The organism is Pseudomonas brenneri (assembly GCF_007858285.1).
Lineage (GTDB): Bacteria > Pseudomonadota > Gammaproteobacteria > Pseudomonadales > Pseudomonadaceae > Aquipseudomonas > Aquipseudomonas brenneri.
Map to the genome: position 1 here is coordinate 25,209 of NZ_VFIL01000021.1, position 16,385 is coordinate 41,593.

Below are 16,385 nucleotides of genomic sequence, written 5' to 3' on the forward strand. Positions count from 1 at the left end.
GGTCATGGTGACACCCGGTTCTTGCCCGCGGCCTTGGACCGGTACAGCGCCTGGTCTGCCCTGGCCATCAGGTTGGTGGGTGTCTCGTCATTGAGGCGCTGTACCACGCCCAGACTCAAGGTCACCTTGAACTCGCCCACGCTGGGTAAGTCGAGGATGGCCAGGCGGATGCGCTCGGCCAGGATCCTGGCGGTCTCCACCGTGCTTTTGGGCAGGATCACCATAAATTCATCGCCGCCCCAGCGCGCCAGGAGGTCGCCCTGGCGCACGCACTGTTCCAGGCGCTCGACTACCTGTAACAGGGTGCTGTCGCCTACGGCGTGTCCGTGCTGGTCGTTGATCGACTTGAAGTCATCGACATCCATGGCAATCACCGCCAATGGCAGGCGAAACCGCTGGGCGCGCTCACATTCTTCCAGTAGGGCTTTTTCCAGGCGGTAGCGGTTGGCGATACGGGTCAAGGTATCGCGCTCGGCCAGGGAGCGGTTTTCGTCCAGTTGCAACCGCAATTGTTGGTTGACCCGCGACAGTTCGCGAGTGCGTTCGGCCACCAGTGCTTCAAGGGATTGATTGCGCCGCTCAAGCTGTTCCATGGAACGTTTGCGCTCATGAATACTGCGGTGGGCGCCGACCATGCGCCACACCGAGCCGTCGGCATTGCGGGCGATCACGTAGCCACGGTCTTCGATCCACAGCCAGGTGCCGTTCTTCTTGCGGCAGCGGTATTCGGCTTGATAGTGGGTGGTGCGGCTGCAGATGTAGTCGTCGAAGACTTTCATCACATGGGGATAATCGTCGGGGTGGATCACGCTTTCCCAGGTGAAGACCGTGTTTTCCAGGGAGTGGTGGTCGTAGCCGAGCATCTCGTACCAGCCGGGGTTGCGATAGACGAACCCAGTGTTGGCATTCCAGTCCCAAACGCCATCGCTGACCAGTTCCATGATGGCATGGGCCAAGTCAGCATTGACGTCGAAAAGCTCATTCTTCAACGGATCCATATCGACCATCTGCGCGCTCCCTGCGAGGATGCTGGCTCATTCTGGCCAGTCAGGTGTTAACGCCGATACTCCGTGGCTGGACGTACTGTACAACGAGGTTTGGCCGCATAGAAAGAGCCTACAGGCTTGTGGCTAAAAGCCACTATTTCCGGGGGCTCAAGGCTATTGCGGCTCCATCATGCGGGTGGGTGGCAAGCCATTGGCATTGTGCTGGTAGATTGCCTCGGGCTGCCCTTGCTCGTTGAAGAATACCTGGCCGATGCCCGCACTGTTCCAGAGCCGTTCGCCGGCTTCGGCGTGTGCCGGGATATACGGCACCACTTGCATGCGGCGGCGCCGAGTCAGCCAGTTCAAGGGCGAGCGTGGCGAGTAGAGCCAGCGGTTGAGGCGGTCAAACCACTCCAGCAGGCGGGGTGGGAATTGGTTCTTGATGCCACTGCTGGTGATCTGCCAGATCTGCGGCCCGGCATTGCGATGGCGGATCAGCACTTTGTAGACGAACGAGTAATGCACATCCCCCGACAAGATCACGTAGTTACCCGGGGTGCGTGAGTGGCGGAAGATATTCAGGATCACTTGCGCGGCGCCACGGTGAGCCATCCAGTTTTCCGCATCGACCAACAGCGGGTAGCCGCACCAGCTGAAGACTTTCTGCACCGTCTCGATCAGCTTGACGCCGAAGATCGGCGCGGGCGAAACGATGATGGCTGACGGATGGTCGAGCAGTTCCTGTTGCAGTTCGCTCAAGGCTTCCCAGTCCAGCAGGCCGGACGGTTGTTTGAGGGTGAACTCACTGCGCCAGCGCCGCGTGCGGGTGTCGATGACGACCAGCGCGGGAGTGGTGGGCAGCACGTAGTGCCATTGCTGGAACTGCAGCAGATCTTCCAGCAATTGGTCCTGGGTGGGTGCGTGCAGGTGATTGTCGTGGTCCTGGACCGTCGCGGCCAGGGCCAGGGTTTTTTCCACCAGTTGAGCGAAGGCATCGGGGTTGTTGCCCCAGCCCTGGCAGAGCATGTAGGCCAGCAAGGCGTTGCCGATGATGCGCTTGGAGAATGGGTTGCCGTAGGCGGTCTGTTCCCACTGGGCGCTGAGGTTCCAGTCATCGGTGATGTCATGATCATCGAAGATCATCAGGCACGGAACGTGGGCGAACACCCGGGCGACACCGGCCAGGCCGTCGCGAAACTTATCCACAGGCACCTGCTCGCGGGCGTAGCGGGCCTGTTCCTCAGGTGCTAGCCGTGCGGGCGGTTGCGGGGTGATCAGGGTCCAGGGTGTCGGCGACCAGGCCAGCAGGTACATCGCCATGACTTCGGCGAAGGTCACCAGGTGGTTGTCGGCGGTGCTGCTGGTGAAGATCGGTTTCTTCACCCCGCCAAAAAAGCGTTCGCGCAAGGTCTCGTTGCTTTCCAGGGCCGGCAACAGATCGGCGCGATGGTAGTAGCTGGCGGGGTGATCGTAGAGCCTGGTGCTGTCGTCCACCACCGCGCCATCGAGGTGTTCATCGAACAGACCCAGACGGGCAATCAGCCCATGAATGGCACGCAGCATCGGCCCGGCTACGTCGTCGGCATACACCTGGTCGCCACTCATCATCAACAGGGCGGGACGCTGTTCCAGGCTGCGGTCTTCGGCCAACAGGCGATCCGCGCACAGCAGGCCTTCATCGGCGTAATGGTGGGGTTTGCGGCAAGAACCGTGCAGCAACTGGCGAATACGGCTGTGCAGGATGAAATCCGGGCACCGGGCATTGGCATACAGCAGGTGCGGCGCCCATTGGGCGATGCCGGTTCCATCGTTGAGCAGCAAGTCATAGCTGATGGGCACGTCCTGGGGGAGCGGCGTGGCCAGCGGTACATCGATCAGGTGGATAAAGGCTGCGCGGCCCACGGGAATGACCCGGCAGCGGGTGGCGTCGAGATCGATCTCCAGGGACTGCTGGCACTCGTCCTGGCGAAACTGCAGCCGCAAGGTCAAGGCCAGTGCCCGGCTGCCCACCAGCCACAACACCAGGCGCCCCGGCTCCAGGCGACGCAGCAAGGGGCCGGCGAGGACGGCGGGTAGTGAAGCGGCTTGCAACATGAAGAACACGGCTCTATGCGGGAAAGGATGGCAGAGGATAGCGCAATGGATGTCGGCGTTTTGTCAAAGTAACAGGGGCGGGCAGCCTTGATCACTACAGCATGTTTGCCCGCTCTAGGCTGCTGACCGACGACTCTCCCTGGGCAATCAGCCAGCGCAGCACATCGCTCACCGCCACGCGGTGTTGGCGTTCGATCCAGCGTACGCCTTGTGGGGTGTACTGTTCCACATACCGGCTGAGCACCAGTTGATGTTGGTCGGCAGACAATTGCAAACGGGTTTCCCGACAAATCAGCGCGCGATCACCCCGTTTGTGTATCTTCTGCTGCAGGAGCATGGAGCTGGCATCAGAAATCATCGCCTGGGCCTTGTGTGCATGAGGTTGCGGTGGGTGTTGTCGCCCCTTCCTTGCCTTCCAGCACATAGGCTGCGCGGTGTTCAGCCACGACGTTACGCAATGCGCTGTAGTAATCGGGCAACTGTTGCAGGCTGTCGGTCAGTGGCAGCAGGGCTGCCCGGGTGTCTACGGTGTCGCCGACCAGGCTGATGGTGCCCAGGGTTTGCACCGTGTCGCTGTCGCCCAGTGGCGCCACCAGGAAACTCAGCACTTTACCGGCAGCATCTCGACTGTTGCCGGTACCCAGTAACGGCAGTTCGACGATTGGCCCGTTACCGATGCCCCATACACCGAATGTCTGGCCGAAGTCGGCCGTGTGGCGGGGAATGCCCAGCGAGTCGGAGACATTCAACAGGCCCACCAGACCCACGGTGGTGTTGACCGCGAATCGTCCCAGCGTGTTGACGGAGCGCTGTGGGTTGCCTTGCAGCAGGTCGTTGATAAACACCTTGGGTTCACTGAAGTTGCTGGAGAAGTTATGCACACCCTGCTGGAAAAAATCCGGCAGGTGTTGATAGCCACGGGCGACAGGTGCCAAGGCATAGTCATCGACGGTCCGGTTGAACGCAAAGACCCCGCGATTGAACGGCTCGACGGGGTCGTACACCGGGTAATCAACCTGCGCACAGCGCACGTTCGCCTGTGGCGCGGGGCTGGCACAGCCTGTCAGGTACGAAACAGTCATCAACAGTGCAGCCTGGCGAGCCAGGTGGCGGGGATACGTCAGCGCACGCATAAACACAGTCTCCGAAAAAGGGAGGCCGATGCTGGCATTCGCAGCTTGCCTGAAGATGTCTGCTTTATGACTGCGATGACGCTTTGTTGCAGGATTGAAATATGTGACGAGTCGCTGCGAATGGTTTTGAATGTCGCCTCGACCAAGCCAAGTGATGCCAGCCGGTGAGCAACCTTTTAATCGTGGACGATGACCTTGAGGTCCTCGCACTGCTGAAGAAATTTTTCCTGCAACATGGCTACGCGGTACGGACCGCAGCCAATGGCACAGCACTGTGGGCGGCCATGGAACAGCAGGTTGCAGACCTGATCATCCTCGACCTGATGCTGCCGGGCGACAACGGCCTGTTACTGTGCCAGCGCCTGCGCCAGCAATACGCCACGCCGGTGATCATGCTGACCGCCATGGGCGAACTCAGCGACCGGGTGGTGGGCCTGGAAATGGGCGCTGATGACTACCTGAGCAAACCCTTCGATGCGCGTGAGTTGCTGGCCCGGGTGCGCGCAGTGTTGCGCCGTGCCGGTGAAAGCCGGGGCCCCTCGGGCGACAGTTCACGGCCGTTGATTCGCTTCGCCGGCTGGCAACTGGACCTTACCCGGCGCGAATTGCGCTCGCCGGACCAGGTGATGATCCCCTTGTCGTCCGGGGAGTTCGACCTGCTGTTGGTGTTCGTCGAGCATCCTCAGCGGGTGTTGTCGCGCGAGCAGCTGTTGAACCTGGCCCGTGGCCACAGCCACGATGCGTTTGATCGCAGTATCGACGTGCAGGTCAGCCGTCTGCGGCGCAAGCTGGAGTTCGATACCAAACGCCCGGCGATGATTCGCACGGTGCGCAATGGCGGCTATCAATTTACCGCCAGTGTGAGTCGCTCATGAAGCGTCCTCGCGACACGGTGGCCCGCTGGATTGCCCTGACCATCCTGATCGCCATGTTCACCGCCCTGGCGCTCAATACTCTGTTTTCGCTACTCGCCGGCGTCTGGGCCCGACCACCCTTGAGTGAAACCGGCCTGCTGGACAAGGTGGCGGTGATTGTCCGGATGATCGAGACGGCGGATCCTGCCCAGCGCCCCAGCCTGGCCCGCTCGGCAGGCGACAGTATGTTCAGCGTGCATTGGGCGGTGGATGCCAAGCGTTTCGGCTTGCCCCAGGTCAAGAACGATGATTACAGCACGGGAAAAGAGCTGTTCGTGAATGCGCTGGCCTGGCCAGAGCGCCGGGCCGAGGGCTTTGAGCCGGCTGACTGGGCAGGTCCCGGTGGGCACTATGCGTTGCTGGTGGAACTGACCGATCACTCGTGGCTGATGTTCAGCGCCGCGTCGCGCAGTTGGGGGCTTGCCGAAGGACCGCGTAGCGTCATCGTGTTGGTGCTGGTGCTGATTTCCACCGCGCTGGTGACCCTGATTGCCACCCGGCGCCTGGCGAGGCCCTTGCAACATTTCGCCCTGGGTGTCCGGCGTTTTGGTGCCGACTTCCGGGCGCCGCCGATCGAGCCGGTGGGCCCGGAGGAAATTCGCCAGGCGATCCTGGCATTCAACGGCATGCAGGCGCAGTTGCAGCACTTTATCCAGGACCGCACCCAGATGCTCGCGGCCATTTCCCATGACCTGCGCGCGCCCTTGACGCGGCTGCGGCTGCGGGGTGAATTCATTGAGGACCGCGATCAGCAGCAGAAACTGTTTCGCGATGTCGATGAAATGCAGGCGATGATCAATACCGCCCTGGAGTTCTTTCGCGACGATGCACGCCTGGAGCAGGCCACGGCGCTGGACTTGTCCGAGTTGCTGCAAACCCTGGTGGATGATTATCGTGACCAGTCCATCGATATCGCCTTCAGCGGTCCGCCGCGCCTGGTGTATTTCGGCCGGCCCCTGGGGCTCAAACGGGTGATGACCAACCTGGTGGACAATGCGATCCACTACGGCCACGCGCCCGAAATCCAATTGCAGCAACAGCCGGGGCAAGTGGTGATTCGTGTGCTGGACCGTGGGCCGGGGATTCCCAGCGGACTTCACGAACAGGTCTTCCTGCCGTTTTTCCGCCTGGAAGGTTCACGCAACAAAAGTACGGGGGGTGTCGGTCTGGGGCTTTCCAGCGCCCGGGCGATTGTCCTGGAGCATGGCGGCACCCTGACCCTGCGGGACCGCCTGGGCGGCGGGTTGGAGGCGGTGGTGATACTGCCGGTGTAGTGAGGAGGGTGATCCATTGCAGATGTGAGCCGTATTCAATGCAGGGATGAATCCGGCCCCAAGGCTTGTTGTACACAGTCGAGCAAACGCTCAGTGCTCCATGGCTTGGGCAGGAATCTCACGGTGCTGCCCAATTGCGCCGCCATCGCTGTGTTGCCCGAGGTCAGGACCACGGGCAATGAAGGCCAACGGTGCGCCACTACTCGGCTCAGGTCATACCCGTTGAGCAGTCCAGGCATCTGGATATCACTGACAATCAAGTCCACCGGATCACTGGAGCGTTCTAGAAAAATCATCCCCTCATCCGCCGATGGAAACGAAATGACCTGTGCGCCGAATTCTTCCAGCACATCCACCATGAGTGAGCGAATGATTTCGTCGTCTTCCAATACCAATATCGATGGCTGAGCCATGATCACTACTCCACCATCAGAGGTCAGTAAGGTGGAGTGGGCGATGAATGGATAGGTTCGATTGGATATTTTATATTCGATGGGTGGTCATTTGGCTGGTTTTCCCCCTCAGAAGCGCTCATCCAGCAGGGCTGGCAAGGTCAGTTCCTTGACGAAGCTGGCCGATGACAGGCTCAAGGCCATACGCACCACCTGCACCACATCGTGTACCGGGATCAACTGCCCGTCGCCGCGTTGTTCGGCCTCTTGCCTGGATGTGCTCAACGGATCTTCGGTATTCAGGTAGCCCAGGTTCAGGCAGGTCACACCCAGGCGCTGGTGCCGATAACCTTCGCGCAGAGCATCGGCCATGCCACGCAAGGCGAATTTCGATGCGCCGAACGTGACTTCCGGACGACCGCTCTGGGGCAGGCCCGAGGTCGAGCCGGTAAGGATGATGCGTGGGTTCGGGCTCTTCAGCAGCACGGGCAGCAGGCGCTTGATCAGCAGCAGCGGCGCGGTGACGTTGCAACTGACAATGGCTTCCAGCTGCGTATCCTCGTCCTTGAGAAAACTGTAGGCCTCGTCGAACGCCCGTTCTTCCCAGATGCCCAGGTTATAGATCAGCGTGTCCAGGCCGTCCTGCACCACCGCTTGTTCGATGAGTTGCGCGGCCTGTGCTGGCTGGCCAAGGTCGGCTTCCACCCACAGCACTTCGGCGCCGGTCGCGGATACCAGGTTGGCAGGACGGCTGCGCGAGACACCGACCACGGTATCCCCCACACCACCCAGACCTTCCATAAATGCCCTGCCCAAACCCTTGCTTGCACCGACCACCATGGTTCTCATCGATCTCTCCTGAACTGACGTGCTGATGGGAGGGCGCATGCAAACAGAGGGGGCGAGTGATGGCAATTGAATGGCTGTATCCAAATGTTTTGCCGGGGCAGGGCGCGATCTGCCTCCGATTGATTTAGAGTGATGGCCTTTTGATATTTATCCGGCTGTAGCCAAGGACGAAAAATGAAACGGATCGAACGCGACTTCATCACCCTGTTCAATTGCCTGTGGTACCAGGACTTTCCGGTGGAGGTCGATGCCGTCACCAACCGTGCAGGCTGGACGATTCATGTGGGGGTGGTGATGCGCCAGTGTGCCAAGCTGCTCGGTGCGCGTGCCTATTTCGAACAGAGCGGGCGCACCGATGCCGTTTTGAGATTCCCTGACAAAAGTGTCCTGTCCCATGTCGAATGGGAGTGGGATGAGCCCCATAACGAAAAGGTGAAGGAAATCACCAAGCTGTTAAAACAATCTGAACCTGCGGTGTTCTCCACCTTCGTGTCCTACAGCACCAACAGCCATTTGCCTGCTGCCATCGAGAGAGCTTCCCGGCTCTGGGCTGATGCCAGCAAGCCGCTGATTTTCTTTATCGTGACCTTCAAGCAGGTTGGGCGCGACCGACATTTTCTGGAGCTGCATACATACGTTTTCAGCCGCGGCAAATACAAGAAAATCCGTATACAGCCTGCCCTGCCTTGGCAGATCGACCGGGCACGCTTCAACAACCTGGACGAGGACAAGTAAACAGTAGGCATAATTGCCGCCTTTGCCGCCTGAAGCCCCCGATCTGGAGCCCCCGATGAAACTCGTTGCCTTGCTGCCCCTTTTACTCACGGCCACGCTCTTCAACACTTCGGCGACGGCAGCGGGTGATGCCGAGGCGGGTGGCAGGTTGTTCACCAAGACGTGTGGCGGTTGCCACAGTGTCGGGCTGAACGCCCGTGGCGGCTTCGGGCCGCAGCTCAATGGGGTGATCGGGCGGCTGGCGGGCGCTACGGCGGACTATCAGTATTCCGACGCGATGAAAAACTCAGGCGTGGTGTGGACGCGGGAAACACTCGCGGCCTATATCGAGAACCCGAAGAAAGTGGTGAGTGGTACCCGCATGATTTTCTGGGGGATCAGCGATCAGGAGAAGATCGAGAATCTGCTGGCGTATCTTGAGACCTTTCAGGCGCAATAGCCGCATTGCAGGAGCCGGCTTGCCGGCTCCTGCAGGATAGGCACTGATTTCAACTGCCCTGTGGTGTTTCCCCGCGTGCCAGCCGCGCATTGATGTCGTCGATCACCGCCGGCAGGTCGACGATGGTATCGATCAGGTAGTGCGGGCGTGAACCCTCAAACATCTGGGTAATGCGCTCGCGCTCCTGCGCCAGTTCCTCGGCCGGCAGCGCCTTGAATTGCGCGTAGGTAAGGCCCAGCGCGTTGCCGGAGCAGGTCAGTGCCACCGTCCACATCCCGGCACTGCGTCCTTCCAGAATCCCCGGCCAGGTGTCATCGACCTTGACGCACGCCGCCACATCGCTGATGCCCAGGGCTATCACATTGGCCAGGGCCTGGGCCGGATGCGGGCGCCCGTTGGGCACTTCATCAGTCGCCACCACATGATCGGCCACGTAGCCGTTTTGTCGCGCCAGCTCGACCACCTTGGCCATTACCACGGCCGGATAGCCCGAGCAGGAGCCGATCTTCAAGCCCTTGCCACGCAGGGTTTCAATCGCCTCCAGCGCACCGGGAATCACCGCCGAGTGCAGGGCGATTTTCTCGATCTGCAACGGCATGAAACGCTCATACAGGGCGGTGACGTCCTCGTCGCTCGGCTGGCGGTTGAATACGGCGCGATAACGTTCGGCAATCTGCGGCTGATTACACAGGGTGCGGATGTGATCCCACTTGCCCATGCCCATCGGTCCGCGCGCTTCCTCCAGGGAAACGGCGACGCCGAACTCGGCAAAGGCCTCGACGAAAATCTGCGTGGGTGCGAAGGAGCCGAAGTCGACGACGGTGCCGGCCCAGTCCAGGACCACGGCTTGCAGCTTGGAAGGTGGTTGGTAGTTCATGGTCAATCTCCATTTTCGGGTATGAGCAGGCCGTCCCTCGATAAATGAGGTAAGCCGGTTGAGTGCAAAAGGGTGAAGCGAATCAGGTAGCCGGTATGGGGCTGGCCTCGAACAGTTCGGCGATCATCGGGCGGTTGCGCCGGATGCCCAGGCAACACAGGTGGTAGTCGATGGAAAACGGGTGGTCGACAAAAGTGATCGGCGTGGTGCCCGGTGTTTCGGCGTATTCCACCGCCGACACAAAACCAATGCCGATACCCTTGGCGATGGCATGCACGATTGCCTCGCGACTATTGAGCTGCATCACGCAGTTCAGGTCCACACTCAGGCGCTTGCAGCTCTCTTCCACCAGTTGGCGGGTGCGTGAGCTGCGTTCGCGCATGACCCAGCGCTCCTGGCTGATCTGTTCGACGTGGACCTCTTTCTGCGCCGCCCAGGGATGGTCATCGCGCACCACCGCGATGATCGGGTAACGCCGATACAGCTGCGTATCGAAGCGTTGGTCAAACTCCGAGAGGGCCAGGATTGCCACATCGATATCAAAGTTGAACAGGCGGTCGAGGGTTTCCTTCTCCGGGGAAAACGAGGTCTCCAGCTCGATATCCGGGTGGCGTTGCATCAGCTCGTACGTCAGGTTCATTGCAATCGGCGGCGACACCGCGCCCAGGCGCAGCATCCCGGTCTTGCGCTGCTTGAAGCTGTGCAGCAATTGCATGGCTTCATCCTCCTGGCCGAACAGGCCCTGGGTGATCCCGTAGAGCGCGTGCCCGGCCGAACTCATCTCGATAAAGCGCCCACGACGGTGGAACAACTCCACCGAGAACTGCTTTTCCAGGGCGTTCACCTGCTCGCTGACCGTTGGCTGGCCGACGCTCAAGTACTCGGCGGCGAGGGTGAAGCTGCCGGTCTTCGCCACCGCATGAAAGGAACGCAGCCACTTGTGGTACTGGTACATAACCCATCCTGTTCCAGGGCTCAGCCGAGCCGGTTGATCAACGGCGGATAAACAGGGCTACCACTGCGCTGCACAGGCAGGCCGAGGTGACGACGATGAAGATCAGCGACGTATTGCCGGTACTGTCGAGCATACTGCCGATCAGCGGTTCCGCCAGGCCAGCAAACAGATAAGACGAGAAGTTCATCACACCCGTGGCCGTGCCTGCGCGCTTGGCGCCTACCAAGTCCGGGCACAGGGCCCAGAAGCTGGATGCCGGGCCGTAGACAAAGAACCCGCACAGAAACAGCGCGACCAGGCCGACCGCGCTGTGGGGCGGCAGGCTCCACATCCACAGGCTGGTGGCGGCGCCGAGGAACATATAGAGCATGATCGCCAGGTAGCGCTTGGAGCCGAACAGCTTGTCGGACACCCAGCCATTGCTCAGGGCGCCGACGGCCATGCCGACGGGCAGGGCGACGGTGATCCACTTGGGATCGATCATGCTGTCGCCGCTTTTCCAGTTGGCGCCGAGGAAATGCACCGGGACCCACACGATCAAACCGTAGCGCGCCGCGTTCTGGAAGCCCAGGGACACGGCAGCGATGATCAGGCGCGCGTTTTTCAACACGGCCTTGTAGCGCTGCGCCGAGGTTTCTTCTGTGCCATGGGCCACTTCATGGCCCTTGTCTTCGGCGTTGGCCACACCGGTATCGGCCAGGGGCTCGAAGCCCAGGTCCTGCGGGCGCTCACGGGCCACCAGATAAAACAGGATGCCCCCGGCCAACATCAGCAGGACCGGCAGACGGAAGATCCAGCGCCATTCCAGATGCAGCACCTCCAGCACCACGATGGAGGTCACATAGGACAGCACCGACGCACAGCCGGCGGCGAATACATAGAAGCCATAGACCCTGCCACGCTCGCTGGCGCTCCACCAATTGGAGATCAAGCGGCTGCCCGGCGCCCAGCCCAAGGCCTGGAAGTAGCCGTTGATACCCCACGGCAGGATCAACCCGGCAAAGCCACTGGCAAAACTGGTGACCCAGTTGGCGCCACAGGACAGCACCGCGCCCAGGGTCATGATGCGCCGGCCACCGAACTTGTCGGCCAGGTTGCCGTTGATTGCCTGGCCAATGGCATAGGCCCAGAGCATGGCGGCCGAGATCCAGCCCAGCACCTCCTTGGTCAGGCCGAACTCGGCCTGTATCCCCGGGATGGCGAAGCCGAAGGTCTGGCGTCCGGTGTAGAAAAACAGGTAACAAAACATCGCCGCCAGCAGCATGCGCCACTGGGCAACACGGAACGATGCCGAGCGAACGGCAGGGACAGGCAGGGTGTGTGCACGATTCATGATGTTTTCCTTATTGTTATTCGCCCCCGAAACCGCAGCTACGGGGTGGCACGCTTTACAGGTGCAAGAGGAAAGACTGAATTGCGTTGGGCCTAGGCGGCCCTGGAACCGATAAAGTTCTTGCCGCGCGCACCTTGCAGGGCGAAGCGGATCATTGCGGCGGCCTCGGTGGGCGTGACGCCGTAGTCGGTAAATTCGGTTTTTACGTCCAGGCTATGCAGGAACGTGCGCAGTTGGGCCTGGGCTTTGTCCAGGTCATCGCCAAACACCCGCTGCAATGTGCGATCGCGCGCGGCGTCATGCCCCCACGCCAACCCCAGCACCAACGGCAAGGTAAAGGAGCAGGCGATGCCATGGGGCAGGCCGTGGTGCAAGGTCATCTCATAGGAAATGGAGTGAGCCAGGGCCGTCTTGGTATTGGAAAAGGCCAGGCCGGCCTTGAGCGCTGCCAGTGCCATGCGCGAGCGTAACTCCGGATTGCCAAGGTCGCGCCGCAGCTGCGGCAGGCATTCCAGGATGTCCTCGATGGCCGACACCGCAAAAGTGTCAGAAACCGGGTTGGCGTTGATATTCCAGATCGACTCCAGGGCGTGGGATAAAGCATCGAGCCCTGTCGACACGGTGACCCCGGCTGGCACCGTGAGCATCAACTGTGGATCAACAATCGCTACCTTCGGCCAGGTGCAGTCCAGGTGCAGGGAATACTTCTTGTGGCTGGCTGAATCCCAGATCGTCGCCCAGGGCGTCACCTCGCTGCCGGTACCCGCGGTGGTCGGCGCCGCGATCAACGTCTTGCAATGGGCCGGCACAAACGGTTGGCCGGTCGCCAGCAACGCCAGCAACTCATCGAACTGCCCGGACTCGGTGCCGACAATCAATGCCTTGGCTGTATCAATCGCACTACCGCCACCGACGGCCAGCACCACATCACAGCTCCCGGCTTGTTGCCAGAAACGCTCGTAGGTGCCACGCAATTGCGCAACATCGGGATTGGGCTGCACATCCTCGACCACATATACCAGACGCTCGCCCAGCAGTGCCTGGATCCGCTCCACCAAGCCCAGCGCACGGGCTTCCGGAAAGGTGACGAGCGTGACGGTCTGCTGCGCGGTGATACTGGCCAGGTCTTGCAGGCAACCCCAGCCGAAGCGGGTGTCTACCGGGTTGTGGAATCGGGCGGTCATGGCGGGTTCCTGGTTTTTGTTGTTGGAAGTGGCGCCAATAGTCGGGGAGGGTGGGGAAGAGCTCAAATCGATAGATTGGGGGGTTGGATTGGTTGGGCCGATAGTGGGGGTAAGACGGTTTGCTTGGGCGAGCTTGCATCTACGTGTGACAGGTGTGTCCTATTTGCCCTGCACTCAGAACCTACACGTGAGTAGGGTTTTTCTGGTTTTTATGTAGACCCATCTTTAGGCGCAGTGCGTTTGCTAAGTTCGCGTGAAAAATCTGCGATGGAAGCGCTGAGTTCAATACCCTATGGAAAAATCACCCGCAAATTTTCGGAGATGCAGCACCTTGCAGAACTAACGGTGCCAAGAACTTTAGTGATCAATGCGCAATCAATCTCGGTGTTGCACTGCGTAGGTCGGGCGTAGATCTCAGCAGGTTAAGGGGGATGCGCTATTGTTGGCAGCATCCTAAAAGTGAGGGGCATGTACTGGCAGCAGAAGAAATGGCCAAGGCGTTGAGCAACGCGAATGTTCCCGGCTTGCAACGGATGAAGAAAGTATCCCCTGAAGACTTTGAGGATGTGTTAGACGGGCAGCGAGGCATCATTTTCTTCAAAGACTTTTGGCGCCGGGGGAACGAGACGTTTGGCAATCGCAGTGGTGATCACATCGACCTGTGGAATGGGTGGCGATTGACGGATTGGTTGAGCTATCCGCGTATTCAACTGGGTTTCTCGATTGAAGGATCATTCTCGGATTATCACGAGTCCAGGGAGATTTGGTTTTGGAAGGTTTTATGAAGGCTTTTAAGGGCGCGCTATTTGTGGTTTTGGTGGTTGCGGTGACGGTGGGGGTGTTCAACGGCGTGGTTGTGGCGGTTTCGGCTTACTTTGGGCCTTTTTATGAGGGGGATGCGCAGCAGAGTCGCAACTTTGGGATTTGGTTGTTGGGGAATGGAGTAGTGGTTGTTGCTTCAGCGTTCGTTGGCGTTGTTTGGTATCGCAGGTATTTGCGTCGAGGGTAGGTAGCCGTTCTGGCATTTTATTGCGCACACCCATTGAATCAGTAATGCATGCAGTAAAAAGACCTTGGTGTTCCAAGGTCTTTTTGCCTGCCAATCATCCCAGCAGGTGTTTGGAAATCAGCCTGGAGATTTCGACAATCGAGGTCTTGCCGGTGAACTCGAATTTCACTTTGCCCAGCGATGAAAAGTAGATCTCCAACTCCGAATCCAGGTCGAACGTACCAGAGGTTTCCACCGAGTACGCGACGATGTTCTTGTAGGGCAGGGAGGTGAAGTCTTTCTTGCTGCCGGTGATGCCTTGCACGTTCACGGCGATGATGCGCTTGGTGGTGAACACTACGCCGTCGCGCATGGCTTTGTAGGCATCGACTACTTGTTCGTCATCGAGCAACAGCGAGGCAACGCGTTCGGCATACTCGTTGTTTTGCTTGAGTTTGAAGAAGCCTTTGTTGTTGAAGTCGATCATTGGACGGTCCTTGTGTGTCTGGGAGGGGGCTACAGGATTGCCTTGAGGTAGTCCTTGAGTGCTTCGAGTGGGAGCTTCAGTTCCTCTAGTGTCGAGGCTTGCTGGACGTCAGTCATAAGCTTTTGCAGCTCGCGGCCCAACACCGTGTTGGCACCACCCAAGGTCGCCAGGGCCAGCTTGGTGCATTCATCTACCTTGCGCCGGATGGTTGGCAGGTCGCCACTGCGCACCAGCAACCCAAATACCTCCCGCTCATACCCGTCCATGACCAGATCATCGCGCAGAATCGGGCTGCCATCTTCGGTCTCATGTACCAGTTTGAGGGCGAATAGAGCAACGGCTTCGAGCGTCAATTCCATGGTCCTGGGTCCTCTTCTATCGGGCGCGGCGGGGGGGATCATTTTTCTGCAGGCGAAAAAAAGACCTTGAGTTTCAAGGTCTTTCTTTAAAGCATTAATGGCTTGATTTGTATAGATTAAATTGGATATCGCGGTAGGTGGGTGTCGTGTTATTGCAGCGGTACATATATATCAGTCTGCCATTGATCCTGCGGGGTCTCGGGATAAACGCTCAGATAATCGAAGAACAGGGGGTGGTCCCGCAGTTCCTCGCCGCTGGTGGGTAGCCAATCGCGGTAGATCGGGTAGATCGTCTCGCCAATGTGGTCCGTCGAGCCCACGTGGCGCACGACAACGCAACGTCCTCCTGGGATAACGCGCTCGGTTACGCCGAACTCATTTGTGGCCACGGCCTCGTTAATTTCGCCGCAGAGTGCAAACCGGAATGCTTCGGGCGGGGTTGTATCGGGGTTGCCGAAAGGAATACCAAAGCTGCGACTTGATTGCACGGGCGACTGTCCGCTCTGTCTGCGCCACTCGGAAAACTTGCGCACACTCTCGCTGACGAGCCCTGGAGCGCCACAGTGTTCGAGTGCTGCCACTCTGACGGGGTGAAACTCTACGATTCGTACGTGCATGATGATGCTCCTTGAGAAGTGAGGGATGGTGAACACCGAACTCCAGACCTGCCAACTGGGCTGCTTCCTGAACGCACTCGGTGCCATACCGAACGCTCGCCTGAATGCCCTGGAAAAAGCCTCGGGGCTTTCGAAACCTGCACCGAACGCTGTTTCCAGTACCGAATAACCCCGGGTGGAGGCCAGGCAATGCGCCGCGCGTCGTAGCCGCATTAACTGCACATAGCGTGAAACAGGTACGCCGACGAAGGCGGTGAATTGCCGATGGAAGTGAAATGCCGAAAAATTCGCCACTTGGCTCAACGCCTTCACGGACAGGTCACCTTCTAGATTGGCTTCTATATAGGTGAGGACTGCATTGAAGCGTTGTGTGTACGCGGCGTTGCTCGACAAGTCAGGCACTGGATGGAGGCTCCTGGGATTTCGGTAGGCATCAGAGTCAGCCATCCCGGCTTGCCTGCGCCTAGCCGTGCTTGCTGAGGTAGTGATGGGGTTGTCTTGGACGTTTCATAATGGCAACCCAGGCGCTTTGGAAAGAATTTTCAGGCGGGGGTTGACCACGTATTTTAATCCTGTACTATTCGCCTCCCGCTGACGAGAGATCTGAAGCGCAAGTGGTTGAAGTTGTTAAGGATTCCTTGAAAACTTCTGAAAATAATCACTTGACAGCAAATGAGGCTGCTGTAGAATGCGCGCCTCGGTTGAGACGAAAGATCTTAACCAACCGCTCTTTAACAACTGAATCAAGCAATTCGTGTGGGTGCTTGTG

General features: G+C 59.3%; 19 protein-coding genes. 6 read left to right on the forward strand and 13 right to left on the reverse strand.

Annotation, left to right across the window (positions count from 1 at the left end):
* Positions 1–2 precede the first annotated feature (2 nt).
* From FJD34_RS27545 to FJD34_RS27560, 4 genes are all read right to left on the reverse strand, one after another.
* Positions 3–1,007, reverse strand: coding sequence for a diguanylate cyclase domain-containing protein (locus tag FJD34_RS27545; protein WP_032857603.1), 1,005 nt, complete (start codon positions 1,005–1,007; stop codon positions 3–5).
* A gap of 153 nt (positions 1,008–1,160) precedes the next feature.
* Complete coding sequence (locus FJD34_RS27550; RefSeq protein WP_090293050.1) at positions 1,161–3,080, reverse strand: alkaline phosphatase D family protein; 1,920 nt, start codon at positions 3,078–3,080, stop codon at positions 1,161–1,163.
* 94 nt (positions 3,081–3,174) lie between these two features.
* The gene (locus tag FJD34_RS27555; protein WP_032857601.1) at positions 3,175–3,438 is read right to left on the reverse strand and encodes a hypothetical protein; all 264 of its coding nucleotides are present in this window, start codon (positions 3,436–3,438) and stop codon (positions 3,175–3,177) included.
* Positions 3,428–4,213, reverse strand: coding sequence for an MlaA family lipoprotein (locus FJD34_RS27560; protein ID WP_032857600.1), 786 nt, complete (start codon positions 4,211–4,213; stop codon positions 3,428–3,430). The genes FJD34_RS27555 and FJD34_RS27560 overlap by 11 nt, the downstream gene beginning before the upstream one ends.
* Before the next feature lie 164 nt (positions 4,214–4,377).
* On the opposite strand from FJD34_RS27560, the gene FJD34_RS27565 reads away from it, so the two are divergent.
* On the forward strand, positions 4,378–5,088 hold the full coding sequence (locus FJD34_RS27565) for a response regulator (RefSeq protein ID WP_032857599.1): 711 nt from the start codon (positions 4,378–4,380) through the stop codon (positions 5,086–5,088).
* Entirely contained in the window at positions 5,085–6,401 is a 1,317-nt protein-coding gene (locus FJD34_RS27570) for an ATP-binding protein (RefSeq protein WP_090293051.1), read from the forward strand. The genes FJD34_RS27565 and FJD34_RS27570 overlap by 4 nt, the downstream gene beginning before the upstream one ends.
* A 35-nt stretch (positions 6,402–6,436) precedes the next feature.
* Here the strand turns inward: FJD34_RS27570 and FJD34_RS27575 are convergent, their stop codons facing one another.
* Positions 6,437–6,814, reverse strand: coding sequence for a response regulator (locus FJD34_RS27575; RefSeq protein ID WP_032857597.1), 378 nt, complete (start codon positions 6,812–6,814; stop codon positions 6,437–6,439).
* Between the two features lie 108 nt (positions 6,815–6,922).
* Positions 6,923–7,642: an SDR family oxidoreductase gene (locus tag FJD34_RS27580; RefSeq protein ID WP_032857596.1), complete on the reverse strand. Its 720-nt coding sequence runs from the start codon at positions 7,640–7,642 to the stop codon at positions 6,923–6,925.
* A gap of 174 nt (positions 7,643–7,816) precedes the next feature.
* Here FJD34_RS27580 and FJD34_RS27585 point away from each other — a divergent pair, with 174 nt between their 5' ends.
* On the forward strand, positions 7,817–8,377 hold the full coding sequence (locus FJD34_RS27585; protein WP_174553300.1) for a hypothetical protein: 561 nt from the start codon (positions 7,817–7,819) through the stop codon (positions 8,375–8,377).
* A 55-nt stretch (positions 8,378–8,432) separates the two neighbouring features.
* Entirely contained in the window at positions 8,433–8,816 is a 384-nt protein-coding gene (locus FJD34_RS27590; protein ID WP_032857595.1) for a c-type cytochrome, read from the forward strand.
* 49 nt (positions 8,817–8,865) lie between these two features.
* On the opposite strand, the gene phnX is transcribed toward FJD34_RS27590, so the two are convergent.
* From phnX to psrA, 4 genes are all read right to left on the reverse strand, one after another.
* Positions 8,866–9,693, reverse strand: coding sequence for a phosphonoacetaldehyde hydrolase (gene phnX / locus FJD34_RS27595; RefSeq protein WP_065944259.1), 828 nt, complete (start codon positions 9,691–9,693; stop codon positions 8,866–8,868).
* A gap of 82 nt (positions 9,694–9,775) precedes the next feature.
* Entirely contained in the window at positions 9,776–10,648 is an 873-nt protein-coding gene (locus FJD34_RS27600; RefSeq protein ID WP_065944258.1) for a LysR substrate-binding domain-containing protein, read from the reverse strand.
* Positions 10,649–10,685: 37 nt separating this feature from the next.
* Complete coding sequence (locus FJD34_RS27605; RefSeq protein ID WP_065944257.1) at positions 10,686–11,981, reverse strand: MFS transporter; 1,296 nt, start codon at positions 11,979–11,981, stop codon at positions 10,686–10,688.
* 92 nt (positions 11,982–12,073) lie between these two features.
* Positions 12,074–13,165 carry an iron-containing alcohol dehydrogenase PsrA gene (psrA, locus tag FJD34_RS27610; protein WP_032857585.1) on the reverse strand — a complete coding sequence of 364 codons (1,092 nt, stop codon included), beginning with the start codon at positions 13,163–13,165 and terminating at the stop codon, positions 12,074–12,076.
* A 392-nt stretch (positions 13,166–13,557) separates the two neighbouring features.
* Between psrA and FJD34_RS27615 the strand changes: the two genes are divergently transcribed.
* On the forward strand, positions 13,558–13,950 hold the full coding sequence (locus tag FJD34_RS27615) for a T6SS effector amidase Tae4 family protein (RefSeq protein WP_229689216.1): 393 nt from the start codon (positions 13,558–13,560) through the stop codon (positions 13,948–13,950).
* Positions 13,947–14,174: a hypothetical protein gene (locus FJD34_RS27620; protein ID WP_032857580.1), complete on the forward strand. Its 228-nt coding sequence runs from the start codon at positions 13,947–13,949 to the stop codon at positions 14,172–14,174. Before FJD34_RS27615 ends, FJD34_RS27620 begins: the two co-directional genes overlap by 4 nt.
* 94 nt (positions 14,175–14,268) lie before the next feature.
* Here FJD34_RS27620 and FJD34_RS27625 read toward each other — a convergent pair whose 3' ends face one another.
* The 3 genes from FJD34_RS27625 to FJD34_RS27635 all read right to left on the reverse strand — a co-directional run bounded on the left by FJD34_RS27625 (position 14,269) and on the right by FJD34_RS27635 (position 16,018).
* Complete coding sequence (locus tag FJD34_RS27625) at positions 14,269–14,640, reverse strand: PH domain-containing protein (RefSeq protein ID WP_029300265.1); 372 nt, start codon at positions 14,638–14,640, stop codon at positions 14,269–14,271.
* Positions 14,641–14,669: 29 nt separating this feature from the next.
* Positions 14,670–14,999, reverse strand: coding sequence for a hypothetical protein (locus tag FJD34_RS27630; RefSeq protein ID WP_090293055.1), 330 nt, complete (start codon positions 14,997–14,999; stop codon positions 14,670–14,672).
* Between the two features lie 149 nt (positions 15,000–15,148).
* Positions 15,149–16,018, reverse strand: a complete 870-nt coding sequence (locus FJD34_RS27635) for an AraC family transcriptional regulator (RefSeq protein WP_090293056.1) — start codon at positions 16,016–16,018, stop codon at positions 15,149–15,151.
* Positions 16,019–16,385: the final 367 nt, after the last annotated feature.

What these genes read in the sequence shown, in the direction of transcription:
- FJD34_RS27545 (WP_032857603.1), bottom strand. Translation starts at nt 1,007, where the DNA reads ATGGTCGATATGGATCCGTTGAAGAATGAGCTTTTCGACGTCAATGCT.
- FJD34_RS27550 (WP_090293050.1), bottom strand. Translation starts at nt 3,080, where the DNA reads ATGTTGCAAGCCGCTTCACTACCCGCCGTCCTCGCCGGCCCCTTGCTG.
- FJD34_RS27555 (WP_032857601.1), bottom strand. Translation starts at nt 3,438, where the DNA reads ATGATTTCTGATGCCAGCTCCATGCTCCTGCAGCAGAAGATACACAAA.
- FJD34_RS27560 (WP_032857600.1), bottom strand. Translation starts at nt 4,213, where the DNA reads ATGCGTGCGCTGACGTATCCCCGCCACCTGGCTCGCCAGGCTGCACTG.
- FJD34_RS27570 (WP_090293051.1), top strand. Translation starts at nt 5,085, where the DNA reads ATGAAGCGTCCTCGCGACACGGTGGCCCGCTGGATTGCCCTGACCATC.
- FJD34_RS27575 (WP_032857597.1), bottom strand. Translation starts at nt 6,814, where the DNA reads ATGGCTCAGCCATCGATATTGGTATTGGAAGACGACGAAATCATTCGC.
- FJD34_RS27580 (WP_032857596.1), bottom strand. Translation starts at nt 7,642, where the DNA reads ATGAGAACCATGGTGGTCGGTGCAAGCAAGGGTTTGGGCAGGGCATTT.
- FJD34_RS27585 (WP_174553300.1), top strand. Translation starts at nt 7,817, where the DNA reads ATGAAACGGATCGAACGCGACTTCATCACCCTGTTCAATTGCCTGTGG.
- FJD34_RS27590 (WP_032857595.1), top strand. Translation starts at nt 8,433, where the DNA reads ATGAAACTCGTTGCCTTGCTGCCCCTTTTACTCACGGCCACGCTCTTC.
- phnX (WP_065944259.1), bottom strand. Translation starts at nt 9,693, where the DNA reads ATGAACTACCAACCACCTTCCAAGCTGCAAGCCGTGGTCCTGGACTGG.
- FJD34_RS27600 (WP_065944258.1), bottom strand. Translation starts at nt 10,648, where the DNA reads ATGTACCAGTACCACAAGTGGCTGCGTTCCTTTCATGCGGTGGCGAAG.
- FJD34_RS27605 (WP_065944257.1), bottom strand. Translation starts at nt 11,981, where the DNA reads ATGAATCGTGCACACACCCTGCCTGTCCCTGCCGTTCGCTCGGCATCG.
- psrA (WP_032857585.1), bottom strand. Translation starts at nt 13,165, where the DNA reads ATGACCGCCCGATTCCACAACCCGGTAGACACCCGCTTCGGCTGGGGT.
- FJD34_RS27620 (WP_032857580.1), top strand. Translation starts at nt 13,947, where the DNA reads ATGAAGGCTTTTAAGGGCGCGCTATTTGTGGTTTTGGTGGTTGCGGTG.
- FJD34_RS27625 (WP_029300265.1), bottom strand. Translation starts at nt 14,640, where the DNA reads ATGATCGACTTCAACAACAAAGGCTTCTTCAAACTCAAGCAAAACAAC.
- FJD34_RS27630 (WP_090293055.1), bottom strand. Translation starts at nt 14,999, where the DNA reads ATGGAATTGACGCTCGAAGCCGTTGCTCTATTCGCCCTCAAACTGGTA.